Annotated in this window: 15 protein-coding genes and 1 pseudogene; 9 read left to right on the top strand and 7 right to left on the bottom strand. The window is 58.9% G+C overall.

Annotation, left to right across the window (positions count from 1 at the left end):
• Positions 1-98 precede the first annotated feature (98 nt).
• Entirely contained in the window at positions 99-653 is a 555-nt protein-coding gene (locus QMK50_RS26295) for a ClbS/DfsB family four-helix bundle protein (RefSeq protein ID WP_159995618.1), read from the top strand.
• A gap of 146 nt (positions 654-799) precedes the next feature.
• Here the strand turns inward: QMK50_RS26295 and QMK50_RS26290 are convergent, their stop codons facing one another.
• A complete protein-coding gene (locus QMK50_RS26290; RefSeq protein WP_320334409.1) occupies positions 800-1,702 on the bottom strand; it encodes a LysR substrate-binding domain-containing protein in 903 nt (300 codons plus the stop codon).
• A gap of 253 nt (positions 1,703-1,955) precedes the next feature.
• Here QMK50_RS26290 and QMK50_RS26285 point away from each other — a divergent pair, with 253 nt between their 5' ends.
• From QMK50_RS26285 to speB, 4 genes are all read left to right on the top strand, one after another.
• Positions 1,956-3,155, top strand: coding sequence for an agmatine deiminase family protein (locus QMK50_RS26285; RefSeq protein WP_202982085.1), 1,200 nt, complete (start codon positions 1,956-1,958; stop codon positions 3,153-3,155).
• Between the two features lie 322 nt (positions 3,156-3,477).
• On the top strand, positions 3,478-4,680 hold the full coding sequence (locus QMK50_RS26280; protein ID WP_320334408.1) for a polyamine ABC transporter substrate-binding protein: 1,203 nt from the start codon (positions 3,478-3,480) through the stop codon (positions 4,678-4,680).
• A 118-nt stretch (positions 4,681-4,798) separates the two neighbouring features.
• Complete coding sequence (locus QMK50_RS26275; protein ID WP_320334407.1) at positions 4,799-6,508, top strand: amidase; 1,710 nt, start codon at positions 4,799-4,801, stop codon at positions 6,506-6,508.
• Between the two features lie 145 nt (positions 6,509-6,653).
• The gene (speB, locus tag QMK50_RS26270; RefSeq protein WP_159995612.1) at positions 6,654-7,610 is read left to right on the top strand and encodes an agmatinase; all 957 of its coding nucleotides are present in this window, start codon (positions 6,654-6,656) and stop codon (positions 7,608-7,610) included.
• A 374-nt stretch (positions 7,611-7,984) separates the two neighbouring features.
• On the opposite strand, the gene QMK50_RS26265 is transcribed toward speB, so the two are convergent.
• Positions 7,985-8,845: an SDR family NAD(P)-dependent oxidoreductase gene (locus QMK50_RS26265; RefSeq protein ID WP_159995610.1), complete on the bottom strand. Its 861-nt coding sequence runs from the start codon at positions 8,843-8,845 to the stop codon at positions 7,985-7,987.
• A gap of 122 nt (positions 8,846-8,967) precedes the next feature.
• A complete protein-coding gene (locus tag QMK50_RS26260) occupies positions 8,968-9,906 on the bottom strand; it encodes an alpha/beta hydrolase (protein ID WP_159995608.1) in 939 nt (312 codons plus the stop codon).
• Positions 9,907-10,069: 163 nt separating this feature from the next.
• Between QMK50_RS26260 and QMK50_RS26255 the strand changes: the two genes are divergently transcribed.
• Entirely contained in the window at positions 10,070-10,624 is a 555-nt protein-coding gene (locus tag QMK50_RS26255) for a TetR/AcrR family transcriptional regulator (protein ID WP_202982084.1), read from the top strand.
• Between the two features lie 113 nt (positions 10,625-10,737).
• Here the strand turns inward: QMK50_RS26255 and QMK50_RS26250 are convergent, their stop codons facing one another.
• The 3 genes and pseudogenes from QMK50_RS26250 to QMK50_RS26235 form a co-directional block, all read right to left on the bottom strand.
• Positions 10,738-11,904, bottom strand: a complete 1,167-nt coding sequence (locus QMK50_RS26250; protein ID WP_320334558.1) for an MFS transporter — start codon at positions 11,902-11,904, stop codon at positions 10,738-10,740.
• A gap of 212 nt (positions 11,905-12,116) precedes the next feature.
• Positions 12,117-12,605: pseudogene (locus QMK50_RS27450) on the bottom strand (DUF1214 domain-containing protein); the annotation flags it as partial.
• A gap of 35 nt (positions 12,606-12,640) precedes the next feature.
• Positions 12,641-12,931 carry a hypothetical protein gene (locus QMK50_RS26235; RefSeq protein ID WP_320334406.1) on the bottom strand — a complete coding sequence of 97 codons (291 nt, stop codon included), beginning with the start codon at positions 12,929-12,931 and terminating at the stop codon, positions 12,641-12,643.
• A 114-nt stretch (positions 12,932-13,045) separates the two neighbouring features.
• Here QMK50_RS26235 and QMK50_RS26230 point away from each other — a divergent pair, with 114 nt between their 5' ends.
• From QMK50_RS26230 to QMK50_RS26220, 3 genes are all read left to right on the top strand, one after another.
• On the top strand, positions 13,046-13,210 hold the full coding sequence (locus tag QMK50_RS26230) for a hypothetical protein (RefSeq protein WP_159995600.1): 165 nt from the start codon (positions 13,046-13,048) through the stop codon (positions 13,208-13,210).
• A gap of 375 nt (positions 13,211-13,585) precedes the next feature.
• Positions 13,586-15,175 carry an ABC-F family ATPase gene (locus QMK50_RS26225; protein WP_095168355.1) on the top strand — a complete coding sequence of 530 codons (1,590 nt, stop codon included), beginning with the start codon at positions 13,586-13,588 and terminating at the stop codon, positions 15,173-15,175.
• Between the two features lie 285 nt (positions 15,176-15,460).
• Complete coding sequence (locus QMK50_RS26220; RefSeq protein ID WP_095168357.1) at positions 15,461-16,663, top strand: MFS transporter; 1,203 nt, start codon at positions 15,461-15,463, stop codon at positions 16,661-16,663.
• A 3-nt stretch (positions 16,664-16,666) separates the two neighbouring features.
• Here the strand turns inward: QMK50_RS26220 and pssA are convergent, their stop codons facing one another.
• On the bottom strand, positions 16,667-18,010 hold the full coding sequence (gene pssA, locus QMK50_RS26215; RefSeq protein ID WP_095168358.1) for a CDP-diacylglycerol--serine O-phosphatidyltransferase: 1,344 nt from the start codon (positions 18,008-18,010) through the stop codon (positions 16,667-16,669).
• Positions 18,011-18,025: the final 15 nt, after the last annotated feature.

Raw genomic sequence — 18,025 nt, 5'->3', positions numbered from 1 at the left:
TTTCGTCGCGGGGCTCAACACGGATATGGCGCTTATTGGGTTACAGCCCCTCCTCCGTGCTGAGGTAGGATCAGGTTTTTTCACGATATAGGTGAGCCATGGCCGTCCCGCAAAACAAAGAGCAATTGCTGGCTGCCATAGAGACTCGCTATGAAAAACTTCTCTGCACCCTCAACAGTGTGCCAACGCAATGGCTCGACGAATGCACCCTGGAGGGACACGCCAAAGGGACTCAGATGAGCGTTGCCAACCTCGTCGCCTACCTCGTGGGCTGGAACGAATTGGTGTTGAAGTGGCTGGAAATGGATGCTCGCGGGCAAGTTATCGACTTCCCGGAAACCGGCTTCAAGTGGAACCAGTTGGGCGAGTTGGCGCAGAAGTTCTACCGCGACTACGAGGGCATTGCTTTTGCGCAGTTGCTCGAGCGACTCGACATGGCGAAACAGCGGATCGTGTCCTTCATCCGCAGTCACGCCAACGCCGACCTCTATGAGTGCCCGTGGTATGAGCGCTGGACGATGGGGCGAATGATCCAATTCAACACCGCATCGCCCTATGACAATGCACGCGGGCGCTTGCGCAAATGGCTGAAAACCAGGGATTGCAAAGGTGTTGGCCACTCCCTGCGTGTTCGCGCTGTCGAGCAACAGTGAGTCCATCAACACCTGCCGATGTTGCTGTCTACTTATGCGCGATGGATCAACTCACGCTCAGGCTGGAGTGCAGCGAAACATACTCCAGATGGGTCAGAAATTGCTCCCGGCTACAAAATGCGCAACTTAAAACGCCCCACCAATGCTTACGGGTAGCCCGGGACTATCTTTGCCTGCTTGATCAGCCAATCGATGAGCAAAACTATCTCAGGGATATCGCGACTCTCCTCGTTGCAGATGCAGAAATAGTCCATCCCCGTCGGAACCTTCAGTGCAAAGGGCTGCACCAGGCGGCCCTCATCCAAATCGCGCAATGAATTGATCTCGTCGCTGAGTGCAACGCCATACCCATCTCGCGCCGCCTGCAGGGCAATGCCGAAGTCTTCCAGATGAACATCGGCATCACCTGGGTAAGGCAAGCGCGCCTCAAGTAGCCAGCGCCGCCATTGAGCGCCGTCGTCCTCATGCAAGAGACGGTGGTGAACGAGGTCCGACGGCTGCTTGAGCGCACGCGGACCGCGCAACAATTGCGGGCAGCAGACGGGAAACATATGGAGGTTTTGCAGTGGCCGCCACCAGAAGCCCTCCCACGTCGGAGCGTCGTAGAGCACGGCGATATCCGCCCTGCGCCAGTCCACCTCGCTGATGTCGTCGGCAGTAATGACGCGCAGTTGAATGTGCGGATGTTCTGCACGGAAGGCGAACAACTTCGGCATCAACCAGGCCGCGCCAAAAATCGGTTCCGTGGAAATGGTCAGGACTTTCGTCGCCGGCTCCTGGAAGTACGCCTCGGAAATCTGTCGCACCCCTTCGGTGATTTCGCCGATGCCGCGGGCTACCGAACGTTGTAGGGCCAAGCCTCGTTCGGTCAGCACCAAGTGGCGGCCCTGCTTGTAGAAAAGATCGATGCCAAGTGCGCCCTGTAACGCTCTTATCTGCTGGCTGACAGCCCCGGCGGTGACATGCAGCTCAGCCGCGGCCGCACCGACATGGCCCAGCCTTGCAACACATTCAAATACTCGAAACGCATGGAGCGGAGGTAAGGGCATGCGGGCCTACCGTTTAGTTTTTCTGCTTGATTTCATGGCAGTTTATATAGGTTGATTGTGCCTTGAGCAACCGCAAAGATTCAGCAGAGGCAAGCCAAAGACCACAACTCAATAGCTGGCCCTACGAAGCACAGGCAACAACAGGCGCGGCAAAAGAAGTGATGAGGGATGGGCTCGTTGCACTACTGCCTGTTTCGCTAGCACGCCTTGGAAAATGAGATATCTGGCTAGATAACCTGGGGGGACTCGTTACGTGGATCAAGAACAAGACATTCAGTTGGCAAAAGAGCCTTTGATGGCAGATCAAGTCGCGATGGAGGGACCTGCGAATCCGGGAAGGCGTCGGTTCAATATGGGCGCTCTGGTGGCTGTCACTGCAACGGCCATCGCCGCATCGGGGCTTGGACGCCAGGCCTGGGCGGCAGAGTCCAACTCTGCCGCCAACAGCTACCGGGTGCCCGCAGAGTGGGAGCCACACCAGAGCGTATTGATGGCGTACCCCTATGACGAGAGCTACGAGGACCAGCTGAAACCTATGCAGGATTCTGTCATCAACGTAGCGAATGCCATTGCGCAGTTCGAGCCGGTATTGATGATGGCGATGACCGGCTATACCGAGGTTGTACGCAAGCGCTGCGGCCCTAACGTTACTGTCATCGAGTATCCATACAACGATTGCTGGACCCGGGATACCGCGCCAGTTTTCGCACTGAGCCCATCAGGACGCGACATGCTGGGGCGAGATTTCATTTTCAACGGCTGGGGCAACAGGTGGTCGGCCATCCTGGATGATCAATTGCCAAGCGGCGTATGCGCCACCCTTGATGTGCCTAAATCAACAGTCAATATGGTGTTTGAAGGGGGTGCAGTGATTACCGATGGACAGGGCACGCTCATAACCACCGAACAGTGCCTGCTCAATCCCAATCGTAATCCGAGCATGACCAAGGCACAGATCGAGACAGCGCTGCTACGCGCCTATAACGCGACCAAAATGATCTGGCTGCCGTATGGGGTGCACGGCGACGACGGCGCCGCTGCTACCGATGGGCATGTCGACCTGGTTGCTGCGTACATCGAGCCAGCACATTTGCTATTGAATTACCCATCGGACCCAGCCAACCCCAACGTGCCCAGGATGGCGTCAAACCTGGCAGTGCTGCAACAAAGCACCGATGCAAGGGGCCGCCCCTTCAAGATTACCAAGATGCCCGTTCAGCCAACATTCAAAGTATCAGGCCTGACGGTAGAGAACTTCAGCTACATCAACTTCTACAAATCCAATGTCGGCATTGTGGTTCCTACTTCAAACACTCCTGCGGATGAAACTGCCTTGAAGCTCTTCCGTGAGATTTTTCCGGGACGGCCAGTAGTGGGTGTTGATGGCACCATCCTTGCCAGCAATGGCGGTGGTGTGCATTGCATCACCCAACACATTCCTGGTGTCGGTTAGCGCTGAAGATAATTGCCCTCTATGGGGCGCAAGCATTAGCAAGATTGCTTTCCTTAGCAGCGTCGGACCAGATCGGCTGGTCCAATAGCTACGATGAATCACCGCCCAGCGCCACGAGGATGACGTGCGTGTGCTTGTGCATGTCGCTGACTAGTCCATCCCTTCAGCGTCTGCACGAAGCCGAGGAGACATCGGCGTGAGATCTTATCGTTTAGTTTTTCTGCCTGAACTTCTTGTAATTTATATAGATTGATTGTGATTCGAGCAACCGCAACAATTCATTTGGAGCTAGGCCAAAGACAATAATTCAAAAGGTGGTTCTATGAAGTACAAGCAACAACAGCCGTGGCAAAAACTCGATAAAGGAGCGGACTCGCTGTCCTGGCGCACCTCCCACGTTGGAAAAAGCTGTGAGAAAGTGATCAAGCATCCACTCCTCCGATCGCTCCTCGCTACGATCTGCAGCCTTGGCCTGCTAACTGCTAACGCTAATGCGCAAGAGCGCACCCTGCGTGTTTACAACTGGTTCGACTACGTCGCCCCGCAGACCCTGGACAACTTCAAGAAGGAGAACGGCGCAAAACTGGTCTACGACATCTTCGACAGCAACGAAACCCTGGAGGCCAAACTGCTCACCGGCAACTCCGGCTATGACGTGGTGGTGCCGTCCGACAGTTTCCTCGCCAAGCAGATTCAGGCCGACGCTTTCCAGCCACTTGACCGCAGCAAGCTACCCAACTGGAAGCATCTGGACCCGCAACTGATGAAGCTGATCGAAGCCAACGATCCGGGTAACCGTTTCGCCGTGCCTTATTTGTACGGAACCGTACTGATCGGTTTCAACCCGGCCAAGGTCAAGGCTGCGCTCGGCGAAAACGCGCCGGTGGACAGCTGGGATCTGATCTTCAAGGAAGAGAACATTGCCAAGCTCAAGCAGTGCGGCGTAGCCCTTCCCGATTCGCCGACGGATATGTTTCCCATCGCCCTGCACTACCTGGGCCTACCGCCCAACAGTACTCAAGCCAAGGACTACGCGAAGGTCGAAGAATTGCTGAAAAAGATCCGCCCCAACGTCGCCTACTTCCACTCCTCAAAATACATGACCGATATCGCCAATGGTGACATCTGTGTGGCCGTGGGTTATTCCGGCAGTTTCTCCCAGGCAGCCAATCGCGCCAAAGAGGCCGGCAACGGCGTGGTGGTGGATATGCGGCTGCCCAAGGAAGGCGCACCGGTCTGGTTCGACGTGCTGGCCATCCCCAAGGATGCGAAGAACCCGGATGATGCCCATGCCTTTATCAACTACCTGCTGCAGCCACAGGTGATTGCCCCAATCAGCGACTTCGTCGGTTATCCCAACCCGAACAAGGACGCCACTGCCCTGGTCAGCCCGGAGATCCGCAACAACCCCAATCTCTACCCCGCCGCCGACATCCAGACTTCTCTATTCGCGCTGGTGCCTCTGCCGTCCAGTGCAGAACGCGCTCGCACCCGTGCATGGACCAAGCTCAAGTCGGGAACCTGACAGTAAATTGCGCTGCGCCAGTGAAACTCAACGGAACCAGGCGCATGGCCGATGCGGTTTCGCTGGCACGCGGCGCCAATCTAGTCACCTTGCAGACCCAGTAGCCATTGGTAAAAGCATGATTGAAGTCACCGAAGTTTCCATTGCCGAGCTGCGCGCAGCCCTCGAAGCTGGCCGGACCACGGCAGTTGAGCTGGTCCAGGCCTATCTCTCACGGATCGATGCCTACGACGGCCCCAACACGCCCACCGCCCTCAACGCGGTGGTGGTGCGCAACCCGAATGCGCTTGAAGAAGCGCTGTCTTCCGACGCCCGTCGTGCCCGTGGTGAATCGCTCGGCCCGCTCGATGGTATTCCCTATACAGCCAAGGACAGCTATCTGATCAAAGGCCTGAGCGCGGCGTCCGGCAGCCCGGCCTTCAAGGACCTGGTTGCCTATCGCGATGCGTTCACCATCGAGCGCTTGCGCGGCGCCGGTGCGATCTGCCTGGGCAAGACCAATATGCCGCCCATGGCCAATGGCGGTATGCAGCGCGGCGTGTATGGCCGTGCCGAGAGCCCGTACAACGCGGACTACCTCACTGCACCCTTCGCCTCGGGTTCCTCCAATGGCGCAGGCACGGCCACCGCTGCCAGTTTCGCCGCCTTCGGCCTTGCTGAGGAAACCTGGTCGAGCGGTCGCGGGCCGGCCTCCAACAATGGTCTGTGCGCCTATACACCGTCGCGCGGGGTGATTTCGGTGCGCGGCAACTGGCCACTGACGCCAACCATGGACGTGGTCGTGCCCTATGCCAGGACCATGGCCGACCTGCTCGAAGTGCTCGACGTGGTGGTGGCCGAAGACGCCGACAAACGTGGCGACCTGTGGCGCTTGCAGCCTTGGGTGCCGATCCCCGGCGTCGCTTCGGTGCGTCCCGCCTCCTACCTGGACCTGCTTGCCAGGCCCGCCGCACTCGCCGGCAAGCGCTTGGGTGTTCCGCGCATGTACATCAATACCGACCCCGGCGCGGGCACCAGCGAGGCGCCGGGTATCGGTTGGGCGACAGGCCAGCGGATCAACACCCGCCCCTCGGTGATAACCCTCTGGGAGAACGCGCGAAAAATTCTGGAAGCGGCCGGGGCCGAAGTGGTCGAGACGGACTTCCCGCTGGTCTCCAATTGCGAGGGAGATCGACCTGGAGCGCCGACGGTGTTAACCCGCGGCCTGGTGTCCAGGAAGTTCCTCCATCACGAACTGTGGGACCTGACCGCCTGGGCTTTCGATGATTTCTTGCAGGCCAACAACGACCCCAAGCTTAACCGTCTGGCTGACGTCGATGGCCTGCAGATATTCCCGCACGACCCAGACACTTTACCTGACCGCGAAGATGGCCCGGCCATTGGCATGGACGAATACGTGCGCATGGCCGAGCGTGGCATCACGCCATGGGATCAGATCGCCACGCTGTCTGATGGCCTACGCGGGCTGGAGCAGACCCGGCGTATCGATCTTGAGGAGTGGATGGATCGGCTGGGGCTCGACGCGGTGATTTTCCCGGCGGTCGCCGACGTGGGCCCGGCGAATGCCGATGTCGATCCGCAATCGGCGGATATCGCCTGGAGCAACGGCGTCTGGGTCGCCAACGGCAACCTTGCCATCCGTCACCTCGGCGTGCCAACGGTCACCGTGCCGATGGGTGTGATGCCGGACATCGGCATGCCCGTCGGCCTGACATTTGCTGGGCGCGCCTACGACGACTCAGCGCTGCTGCGCCTGGCGTCGGCATTTGAGGCCACTGGATCGAAGCGCTTGATCCCGGTGCGGACCCCGCCCTTGCCAAGCGGCTGAAACCGCAATGGGATTGGCGCGGTCAAGCGCCAACCCCGCTCATTCACGGCAAGTCCGAGTTACAGAAACCAACCTTTGCCCCAGCGAGCGCTGCGTGAGCGTACGCATGCCTGGGTCAGCTTCAACAACTTGCATTGAGAATCCCATGCTAAATGACAATTCAATAATCGATCAGGCGATGACACGTGACAGCCTGTATGGCACCGAGGGTGAACCGACATACGGTGGTATCACCAGTTTTATGCGGCGTCGCTACACCCGCGATTTGCGAGGCGTGGATATCGCCATCAGCGGCATCCCGTTCGATACAGCGACCAGCAATCGACCGGGCAGCCGCTTCGGGCCGCGGGCCATCCGCGAGGCATCGGTACAGTCCGCCTGGGCGCGTCATTGGCCTTGGGAATTTGACCCGTTCGATCTGCTGGCTTGTGTCGATTATGGCGATTGCTATTTCGATTACGGCACCCCGGAGCACACCCCTGCGGCGATCAGGGCCCATGCCGAACGGATCCTGGCGGCGGGTTCTGCGATGCTAACCCTGGGCGGCGATCACTTCATCAGCTATCCGCTGCTGCAAGCTCATGCGGCTAAGCATGGTCCACTGTCGTTGATCCATTTTGACGCGCACCATGACCTGGAGTCCGACGGCGAGGACAAGCGCATCGACCACGGCTCGATGTTCTATCACGCCGTCCGCGAAGGACTGGTTGATCCTGCACGGTCCATCCAGATTGGTCAGCGCACGACCAATGACGACGTCATGGGCTTCCAGGTGCTCAACGCCAGTGAAGTGCATGATCGCTCTACCAAGGAACTGGCAGAGATTATCCGGGCGCGCGTTGGCGACCATCCGGTCTATCTCACCTTCGATATTGACTGCCTCGACCCAGCATTTGCCCCTGGCACGGGGACGCCGGTCTGCGGCGGACTATCGAGCCATCAGGCCTTGGCGATTCTGCGAGGTCTACGCGGTATCAACTTGATCGGCATGGACGTGGTGGAGGTAGCTCCACCCTATGACCACGCCGAGATCACTGCGCTTGCCGGGGCAGCGTTAGCGATGGAGATGATCTGCCTGTATGCCGCGCGGCATAAGCTGTAATTCAATGGTCTGGACAACTACAAACTTTTTTTCGACCGGTTACTCTCTTGACAGTAACTGGTCGAAAACAAACCTTGGTGAATGTCAGCTCTGGGTCGATTCTTTTGAAAAAAACAGTTCGTCCAGACTGCCCCAATACTGAGCGCTGAAAACGTCTTTATTGCGCATCGCTACGCGAAACCTGAGCCTGGAATCCTCTGCTAAAAGTAAAGATTTCAATCTCAAACGCGTACTTTTCAGCCGCGGAAACCATGACCGGCTTTTTCAACAGAATCGGCCAGAAGCGGTCGGTTGCAGCTATGCGGATACACTTTCATTAGTAATCCTCTACACAAGCAGCATTTCCATAAAGTGGAGCGTTGACTCCAAAGGTGTTATGCACCGAGGTGCTGGACATCGCCAGGCTCGATCCCCGCACTGCCGTTTCTGGCGCGCTCTTCTGTAAGGCGCGCACCTTCGGCGGCGGTGAGGGCAAAGAGCCGATCCGGATCAGCATTGCGCAGGAAAAGCGCCATTTTCTCGGCTCCCTCTGCCACCTCAATGGTGCGCTGGCCAGCAGCCAGGCCTTCGACGATGCGGCGCGCGGCCTCCTCGACCTGCATGCCGTTGTCTATATTGATGTCCGAGCGTCCGCGGCGCGAACCATCGCCACTTAGCGCATTGGTTGCCACGGAGGTATGCACCGAGCCAGGCAGAATTACGCTGATAGAGATGCCATAGGCCTGCTCGACTTCGGCGCGTAACGCCTCGAAATAGCCGATAACCGCATGTTTGGCAGCGCAGTAACCCGTGCGCAGAGGCGCGCCAACCTTGCCGGCCACCGAACTGACCACCGCGAGTTGGCCGCCGCCCTGTGCAACCAGGTGCGGCAACAGTAGCTGGGTCAGGGCCACGGGTGCTAGGTAGTCGACTTCCATCAACTGGCGATAGACCTCGAAGTGGGTGTCCAGCGCCAAGCTACGTTGACTGACGCCCGCATTGTTAATCAGGCAGTCAATGCGCCCGCGCCAAGTCCGAGCGCGCTCGACTGCCAGGGGTAGCGCAGCATAGTCGGTGCTTTCGAAGGGCAGCACCAGCGCGCGCTCTGCCGCCTGTGCTGCGACGGACTGCAGCGCCGCTTCGCGCCGGCCAGACAGAATAACGAAGGCCCCCTGTTGCAACAGCAGTCGGGCCAGTGCCTCGCCAATGCCCGATGAGGCTCCGGTAACCCAGACCACGCGGTTATTGAACTCCATATGTGACTCCATTTGTTGTATGCCTTCAGCCTACTTAGGCTCGAATCGGCGAGTCCATGGCGTCGTCAGCCAGACCCATGGCCGTGCCGGCCAAGACGGTGATCTTGAATGTGCGGCGATAACTACGCGCACGCCAACAGAAATTGGTGAATCGAGGCCACCATCTGATCAAGGCCAGGCTGTTCCAAAGGATAGTGCCCGGCGTGCTCCAGTTGTACGGTCTTTACCGGCACGTGCGTGATTCGGCGAAGGAACAGCTTGCTCAACTCAAGCGGAGTCCAGCGGTCTTGGGCGGGCTGTGTCAGCAGTATCGGACAGACATCAAAGTCCTCCGGCTCGACAGCAGGCCGGTAGTACATGTAGCTGGCCAAGAAACGCATGGTGACCCATTTCCCCGCTGAGGTTTTATCGGCCAAGCAGACCTTGAGTGCCTCAGGGTTATTCACCAACGCGTGCATTTTACCGGCGATAGACATCGGCATACGCAGACCCGCGAGCGGCCCCACGGCACTGAACTTGGCCAGCGGCACGCCAACTCGGCTCATAAACAGATTCAGAGCTGTAGCGTCGCGGACCTGTTGCAGTTGTTGATCGAGGAAGGTCATCCCGACAATGCCTTTAACTTTCCGGTTCAGGGCGGCGATGTGATAGGTCTCCATACCACCGGCACTCAGCCCGTACAACACGATGGGCCGATCATCGCGAGCGAGTTCAGCATCAACCAGATCGCTGCCAGCTTGTACCCAGTCGTCGTAGGTAACCAGCGATCCTTTCCCAACACGAGAGACTCCATACTCGGGCATATCGATAGCGATGGTTTCATAACCGAGACGCGCCAATGGTGCCCCCAGAATCGTCGACATCTGTCGCCCGTTGGTGCCGACACCGTGCAGCAATATGACTTTCATGGGCGCTGCGGCATTGCGGTAGCAGTCCAGGTGGATGCTGTGTTGGCACCATTGCCACCACTCTTCCGTTGGCTCCTGATCAGGTTTAAGCCGGTAGCCTTGCGGAAGAAACTGTTGAATGGCCCGCCATTCGGCCTGTTCTGAGTAAGTCATACGGTCTGCTCCCGAGAATGCGATGCTTGGCTTAACGCCAGATCAATGTAAAATCCAACTTATGTTAGAAACGGGAAAAATATAACTTATGTTGGATTTAAGGACAAGCAACGCCAAAGTCACGCCCCCTCGCCAACCCGCACAGGAGCGCTCCGCTGCTCGCATGACCAAAGTGCTGGAGACTGCCGAGCAACTATTGGAGCAACTCGGCCCCGAGAAGACCTCTATTCCGGCAATTGCTGAAGCCTCTGGCGTCCCGCGAGCAGCAATCTATCCATTTTTTCCGGACAAATACGCGCTCTTCTCTCATCTCGCCAGGCTGCACATGGAGCGCTTGGTGGTGGTGTTGAGCGAGGCGCGGCTCGATAACGCTGCTGACGATGACTGGAGAGCCTGGGTCCAGGTGCTGATCGAGACAGCCACGGATTATTACAACCGCCACCCAGTCGCCAGCATCCTGTTGTTGCGAGGCGCGCTAGCCGATGGCGACGACCAAGCCCATGCCGTAAAGAATCAGGCCATCAGTACACTGCTGCGCACCAAAATGAGCGCATTAACCGCGCTACCAGAGTCTCCGGATGCGGCTGTCCTCTCGGTGGAAATTGCCTTCGCCTGTATGAAATATGGTTACGCGCAGGAAGGAAGCATCTCTGCCACCTTGTGCCGGGAGGCCGTTCACGCGGCCCAAGCCTACCTGGCTCAATGGGCGCGGCGTTGACCAGTAAATGAGATGAACTAGCTCTGACAGCGGGTGAGATAGCTGCCTGTCGTGAGGGCCTGTATTCGACCATGTAAGAGGGAGCTGCCGTGATATCGGTAGTCACTGAGTCGCTATCGAACCTGAACTTTTGCCTGGATCACCCACAACCCCAGAAAAGTCAGCACAGCAAAGCCCCCACCCATCAAGAAGGTGCCTTGCAAGCCTACCGTGTCCCACAACGCCCCAGCGATGACACTGGCTAGCAGCAAGGCCAACCCGGTCGATAGATTGAACATGCCAAATGCCGTTCCGCGCAGTTCAGCCGGCGCGCAATCGGCAATCAGTGCGGCGAATATCCCTTGGGTGAACCCCATGTGCAGCCCCCATAGAACGACGCCAACGACCAGGCCACCGATACCCGGCGCGAATGCCAGAGTCAGGTCGGCAGCAATCAGCAATATCAGACCTATGCCGAGCACCGCCACGCGGCTGACACGATCAGACAATGCCCCGGCGGGATAGGCTGACAGTGAGTACGCCACCCCCATCAGGACAAGCACCGCCGGCGCCCACATCGGCGCCAGCCCGACTGCCTGACCGCGCAGAATCAGAAAGGCTTCGCTGAAACGCGCCAGGCTGAACACCGCAGCGACACCCACCACCCACCAGTAGGCAGCGCCCAGTCGGGCTAATTCCCGCCGGCTCAAAGGCGCATGCACCCGGCGCGTCCCTTCCACTTGTTTGGGCTCATGAACGAACACCAGCAGCACCGCGACGGCAAGGAAGGCCGGGATGACGGCCACCCAGAACACAGACTGGAAGTGGTTCGCGGTCAGCCACATCAATCCGATCGCCAGCAACGGTCCCAGGAATGCACCAACGGTATCCAGAGTTTGCCGCAGTCCGAAAGCTGCCCCCCGTATCTCGAGCGGCGTGATGTCGGCGACCAACGCATCGCGCGGGGCGCCGCGAATACCTTTGCCAATGCGGTCGATAAAGCGAGCCCCGATCAGCCAATCCAGCGAGCCTGCCAAAGGAAAGATCGGTTTGGACAGTGCCCCCAGTCCATAGCCCAGCGCCGCAAGCAATTTGCGCTTGCCCCATCGATCACTCAGTGCCCCGGAGAATACCTTGGTGATCGAGGCCGTAGCCTCGGCTATGCCTTCGATGAACCCCACGGCCAAAACGGAGGTACCCAGTACGGTGACCATATAGAGCGGCAGCAATGCATGGATCATCTCTGAGGAAATGTCCATCAGCATCGAGACGAAGCCCAATGCCCAGATGCCGCCAGGCATGGTGCGCCAGACATTGCCGGTTGACGGCTTCTGGATTGGCGCAGTAGTTGAAACATCGCCCGGCTTGTCAGTAGTTTTCATCACGACCCTCGAAAACCTGTTTGGCTAGGCATCCAAAATCGCCTCGCACTCATGCCAGCACCATGCCCAGGCAGCCAAATAGCTGCGGGGGTGTTAATGGCGCTGATATGCAGTTGGTGGATTTTAGCCCGCTATTTCGAGGATAAGTCCTTAGCGCAATGAGGCTCCATCGTGAAGGCCTTGGTGACATCCACAAGGCCCAGGTGCTCAATGGTGTTCCGCCCAATGAGTACCGGATAGTTCATTTCCCCTCGATCATTGAGAGAAAACTGTTCGTTGTAGACTGGCTTGCCGATGCAAATTTTCATCAGCACGATTGGACGTCGTTCCGCTCCACCAGCACCGCGAACCTTCACGTTTCGGACGATGCTGCGCTCAAGGGTGCGCTGCGTCAGTGAACCATCCGTGTTTTTCTTCATCGCCGACAGCATCGGCGAATTGATCAGGTAACGGTTGAGCGGATTCTTGACCAGCACCTGGCTCTTGCCGTCGTACATGGTCACTGGCCAGAAGGCATTGACTGGCGGCAGTTTGCCGGCCGGGAAAGTCAGTGTGTACTTGCGCTTGCTGGTATCCAGCCTCTGGCCAGGGCCATCGGTGCGCTTGTTGGAATACCCTGCTTATATACCCAGGCTAATCATCATGTTCCTGATGTCTACTCTTTGACTTGGCAAACACCATTCGCCTTGCCCTTGCCGGTGTATGAAACACTTGGAGAACCGTCGGGATTCACCATCAATGAGATCGTGACGTGACTGCCCTTGGCCTCGAAATAAGCCTCACTGAACTTCTTCAGCTTGGCTTCTTTACCGTTGATATAGATTGGCCCCCCCTCATCGGCGTGTACCTCAATGTTTCCTGGGCAGGTCGCGTTGACTAGCGGAATCCCCGCATTCGCAGTCCCCGCAGTCAATACAACCAAAGCGCCAAGCAGTGATCGCTTCATTGAAATACTCCGTCAGTAACAAAAGTGTCGAGATAATAGAAATAACCCACCTCAACGAATCACGCCAGCCGGCGAGGCAATCGGCTGCCTGGAGCAATTAGGAATCCCTACCTGATGACCGGCCCAGTCCAGATCGGAATCAGTGGTGGTCGCGCTAGCGGGCACATGGTCTACAAGGTCCTCGAAGCCCAAGGCGGATCCTTGCTGAAGAGTGGCGGTGATCGCTTGGTCCTGCTCAATGAACGAGCATCGCACGCGCTGGCATTCACCAAAAAATAGACAAACCGTCGGAGAAAACCACCAGGAAGAGTCCTTGAAGCACCTTGTTTTTTCCCGCCATCAAACAACAGCGGGCACCTTGGACAGACGCCTGCAGCACGCGCACCGGGCAAATCGGCGACGAAAACACTGCGATCGCAATACAGACCGCCATACAACTGTCGTCACGTCTATGCGACAATATGCGTTATGTCTGGCATGAACCCCGCATTCATTTCCCAGCAACTCGGCCAACACCCGCCGATGTTGCTGTCTACTTATGCGCGATGGATCAACTCACGCTCAGGCTGGAGTGCAGCGAAACATACTCCAGATGGGTCAGAAATTGCTCCCGGCTGCAAAATGCGCAACCTAAGCTATTGAAAGGTAAAGTAATTGATCTCCACAGCAAATATCACGATGCAGTTCGGCGCCAAGCCGTTGTTCGAGAACGTCTCGGTCAAATTTGGTGCAGGTAACCGCTACGGCCTGATCGGCGCCAACGGTTGCGGCAAGTCGACCTTCATGAAAATCCTCGGCGGCGACCTCGATCCGTCCGGCGGCCAGGTCATGCTCGAGCCGAACGTGCGTCTGGGTAAATTGCGCCAGGACCAGTTCGCCTACGAAGAATTCAGCGTGATCGACACCGTGATCATGGGTCACGAAGAGCTGTGGAAGGTCAAGGCCGAGCGCGATCGCATCTACTCGCTGCCGGAAATGACCGAAGAAGACGGCATGGCCGTTGCCGAGCTGGAAACCGAGTTCGCCGAGATGGACGGCTACACCGCCGAATCCCGCGCGGGTGAACTGCTGCTGGGCCTGGGTATTGGCATCGAACAACACTTCGGCCCGATGAGCGAAGTCTCGCCAGGCTGGAAACTGCGCGTGCTGCTGGCACAGGCCCTGTTCTCCGATCCGGAAGTGCTGCTGCTCGACGAACCAACCAACCACCTGGACATCAATACCATTCGCTGGCTGGAAAACATCCTGACCCAGCGTTCGAGCCTGATGATCATCATCTCTCACGACCGTCACTTCCTGAACAGCGTCTGCACCCACATGGCTGACCTGGACTACGGCGAGCTGCGCCTGTTCCCGGGCAACTATGACGAGTACATGACCGTGGCGACCCAGTCCCGCGAGCAACTGCTCTCGGACAACGCCAAGAAGAAAGCGCAGATCTCGGAACTGCAATCGTTCGTCAGCCGCTTCTCGGCCAACGCCTCGAAAGCCAAGCAGGCCACCTCCCGTGCCAAGGCGATCGACAAGATCCAGCTGGCCGAGGTCAAGCCTTCGAGCCGGGTCAGCCCGTTCATCCGTTTCGAGCAGACCAAAAAGCTGCACCGCCAGGCGGTCATCGTCGAGCGTATGGCCAAAGGCTTCGACGGCAAGCCGCTGTTCAAGGACTTCAGCTTCCAGGTTGAAGCCGGCGAGCGCGTCGCGATCATCGGCCCTAACGGCATCGGCAAAACCACCCTGCTGCGCACCCTGGTCAACGAGCTGAGCCCGGATGCCGGTAGCGTGAAATGGACCGACGCCGCGGAAATCGGCTACTACGCCCAGGACCACGCGTCGGACTTCGAAGACGAATCCAACCTGTTCGACTGGATGGGTCGCTGGACCACCGGTGGCGAGCAACTGGTACGCGGCACCCTGGGCCGCATGCTGTTCTCCAACGATGAGATCCTCAAGTCGGTCAAGGTCATCTCCGGTGGTGAGCAAGGTCGCATGCTGTTCGGCAAGCTGATCCTGCAAAAGCCAAACGTGCTGGTCATGGACGAACCGACCAACCACTTGGACATGGAATCCATCGAAGCGCTGAACCTGGCGCTGGAGAACTACCCGGGCACGCTGATCTTCGTCAGCCACGACCGTGAATTCGTATCGTCCCTGGCCACTCGCATCATCGAGCTGAGCCCAAGCGGCGTGACCGACTTCAGCGGCACCTACGACGACTACCTGCGCAGCCAAGGCGTGGTGTTCTAAGGTCAGCTGTCAGTTTCAAGTGAAACGCTACAAGTAAAAGCCCTGTCCTGGTGACGGGGCTTTTTTATTTCTTTTGTCCCGAAGTGCGAGGGCCTGCGAGGCTGCTACGGGGGATTGGGGTACTCCCGAGATCCAGGATGAGTCAGAGGCCGCCATCGCGGGCGAGCCCGCTCCCACATCTAATCAGCCATCACCACAGCAACGGATTTTCACTCCGACCTATGTGGATCGTGAGCATTTGGCTACCATCACCCACGCTCTCGACTTTCACGGATGATGTTGCCCATGACCACGCCCACCGCCAGTGCCGATACCGCACTGACGCACAGTACTTTTGACTTGCGCCCGCTACTGGTCGCCAACATGGCCTGCACCATGGCGATGATGGCTTTTGTTTCGCTGATCGGCCCGATTTCCCGGGTGCTGGGCATGGCCACCTGGCAAGCCGGGGCTGCGGTGACGGTGTCCGGCGTACTGTGGATGATCCTTGCCCGACCCTGGGGCGAGTACAGCGACCGCCGTGGACGCCGGCATATCCTGTTGCTCGGCGTCGGCGGTTTCACCCTCGCCTACTGGGCGCTCTGCGTGTTCATCGACCTCTCCCTGCAATGGCTGCCGTCGGCCCTGGTGGGGTTTATCGGGATCATGCTCGGACGCGGGATCATTGGCGTGTTCTACGCGGCGATTCCGGTGGGTTGCAACGCCTTGATCGCCGACAACCTCGAACCCCGTCTTCGCGCTCCCGCCATGGCCTCACTGGGCGCCGCCAACGCCTGTGGCCTGGTAATCGGCCCGGCGATTGCTGCCCTGCTGTCGCGCTATAGCCTGAGCCTGCCGTTCTACGCCATGGCCCTGCTGCCGTTGCTGGCGTTCCTGGTGCTGCGGTTCAAGCTCAAGGGCCAGGAACTGCACCTCAAGCAAGCCCCGCGCAGCGTACGCCTCAACGACCCACGCCTGCGCCGGCCAATGGCCGTGGCCTTCGTGGCCATGCTCTGTGTGTCGATCGCCCAGATCACTGTCGGCTTCTACGCCATCGACCGCCTGGGCATGGGCCCGGCCGAAGCGGCGCAAACCGCCGGCATCGCCCTGACCATGGTCGGCCTGGCGCTGATTTGTGCGCAGTTGATCGTGCGCAAACTGGATTGGTCGCCGCAGCGCCTGATTCGCATCGGCGCGCTGATTGCAGCATGCGGCTATGCCGGCAGCATGTTGGCCGACACGGCCTGGGGCCTGTGGTTGTGCTTTTTTGTCTCTGCGGCGGGCATGGGCTGGATCTTCCCGTCCTTCGCCGCCCTGGCCGCCAATGCCGTGGAGGCCGGCGAACAAGGCGCCACGGCCGGCAGCATCGGTGCCGCCCAGGGTTTTGGCGTGGTCATCGGGCCCTTGGCCGGGACCCTGATCTATGCCCTGGAACCGCGCCTGCCCTACCTCTGCGCTGCCGCCCTGTTGGTGCTGGTGGCGGTGTGGCCGTCGCGCAAGCCGCGCTGAGCCTCAGAGGATGCGATAAAGCAGACGCTCGATCCGTACCCGGCTGACCCGACGCAGAAACTTGCTGACGTCCGGCGGGTACTCCAGCAGCGTCTCCAGTTGCTGATAACGCTCGATACGGCTGGTATTGCGGAAAATCTGCGCCAGCTCGCGACGACGGGGCTCCTGCAGCTCGGCCTTGGGATCATCGATCAACAAGGCGTTTTCCAGGTCCAGGCGAAATGCCCGCGGGTTGAGGTTGTTGCCGGTCAACAGGGTGTAGCGCTCGTCGACCCACATGCCCTTGAGGTGATAGGTGTTGTCACCGTCACGCCACAGGTGCAGGTTCAACAGCCCACTGTCGATCACCCGCTGGTGTCGCTTGGCGAAGCGCCGCAGGCTGATCTCGTAGAGGTATGGCAGCGCCGCGATGACCCGGAATGGCTCGCTTGGCGGGATATAGAAGTCATTGGCGGTCTTGTCGCCGACCACGATATCGACCTTCACCCCACGGGCCAGGGCCCGGTTGATCTCGCGGGTGACCGGCAAGGGCAGGTTGAAGTACGGCGTGCAAATGGTCAGTTGTTGTTGGGCACTGGCAATCAGTTCGCAAATCACCCGGTTCAGCGGGTTGTTCTTGCCCACTCCCAGCAGCGGACTCACCGACAGGCCACCCTTGACCACCTCACCGGCGGCGGTGTCGTAGGCCGCATGCTTGAGGCGGCTGCGCAGATCGCCAATGTCGTGGCGCAGGCTACGGGTGCTCGGCAGGTTCGGCAGGTCCAGGCGGTGCACCGCCTTGGAGGTGATCAGCCCGTGTTGCACCAGGTGTTGCATGGAGTCGGCCAGCGCGCGGTTGCGCAGCAGGTGATAACGATCAAAGCGGTACTTGTCGAACTTGTGCAAGTAAACGTTGTTCAGGCTGGCGCCGCTGTAGATCACACAGTCATCGATCACGAAGCCCTTGAGGTGCAACACCCCGAACAATTCGCGGGTCTGGACCGGGACGCCATACACCGGCACTTCGCTGGCGTGGTCGCGGGTCATCTGCTGGTACCAGGCCGAGTTGCCCGGCTGTTTACCTGCACCGATCAGGCCGCGCTGGGCCCGCAGCCAGTCCACCACAACCACCACATCGAGTTCCGGACGTGCGGCTTTGGCGGCGTGCAGGGCATCGAGGATTTCCTGGCCGGCTTCATCCTGTTGCAGGTACAGCGCGACAATGTAGATGCGCCGGGTCGCCTGGGCGATCTGCTCCAGCAGGCAACGACGGAACTCGGCAGCGCCATCAAGGATGGTGACCGCATCGGCGGTCAGCGGGAAACTGCGCAGTTTTGGCAGCAGGGAACGTTTGAAAAGCGACGGCATAGGGCTCGCAAATGG

Origin of the sequence: Pseudomonas sp. P5_152, from assembly GCF_033989915.1 — a bacterium.
Classification (GTDB): Bacteria; Pseudomonadota; Gammaproteobacteria; order Pseudomonadales; family Pseudomonadaceae; genus Aquipseudomonas.
Note: the sequence above shows the minus strand (reverse complement) of the source record. Positions and strands in the feature narration are given on the sequence as shown.

Excerpts from the sequence above, each read along its gene's own strand:
- QMK50_RS26250 (WP_320334558.1), bottom strand. The coding sequence starts at position 11,904 with ATGCCTGGCGGCATCTGGGCATTGGGCTTCGTCTCGATGCTGATGGAC.
- QMK50_RS26230 (WP_159995600.1), top strand. The coding sequence starts at position 13,046 with ATGACCGGCCCAGTCCAGATCGGAATCAGTGGTGGTCGCGCTAGCGGG.
- QMK50_RS26265 (WP_159995610.1), bottom strand. The coding sequence starts at position 8,845 with ATGGAGTTCAATAACCGCGTGGTCTGGGTTACCGGAGCCTCATCGGGC.
- pssA (WP_095168358.1), bottom strand. The coding sequence starts at position 18,010 with ATGCCGTCGCTTTTCAAACGTTCCCTGCTGCCAAAACTGCGCAGTTTC.
- QMK50_RS26290 (WP_320334409.1), bottom strand. The coding sequence starts at position 1,702 with ATGCCCTTACCTCCGCTCCATGCGTTTCGAGTATTTGAATGTGTTGCA.
- QMK50_RS26235 (WP_320334406.1), bottom strand. The coding sequence starts at position 12,931 with ATGAAGCGATCACTGCTTGGCGCTTTGGTTGTATTGACTGCGGGGACT.
- QMK50_RS26255 (WP_202982084.1), top strand. The coding sequence starts at position 10,070 with ATGACCAAAGTGCTGGAGACTGCCGAGCAACTATTGGAGCAACTCGGC.
- QMK50_RS26280 (WP_320334408.1), top strand. The coding sequence starts at position 3,478 with ATGAAGTACAAGCAACAACAGCCGTGGCAAAAACTCGATAAAGGAGCG.
- QMK50_RS26275 (WP_320334407.1), top strand. The coding sequence starts at position 4,799 with ATGATTGAAGTCACCGAAGTTTCCATTGCCGAGCTGCGCGCAGCCCTC.
- QMK50_RS26260 (WP_159995608.1), bottom strand. The coding sequence starts at position 9,906 with ATGACTTACTCAGAACAGGCCGAATGGCGGGCCATTCAACAGTTTCTT.
- speB (WP_159995612.1), top strand. The coding sequence starts at position 6,654 with ATGCTAAATGACAATTCAATAATCGATCAGGCGATGACACGTGACAGC.
- QMK50_RS26220 (WP_095168357.1), top strand. The coding sequence starts at position 15,461 with ATGACCACGCCCACCGCCAGTGCCGATACCGCACTGACGCACAGTACT.
- QMK50_RS26295 (WP_159995618.1), top strand. The coding sequence starts at position 99 with ATGGCCGTCCCGCAAAACAAAGAGCAATTGCTGGCTGCCATAGAGACT.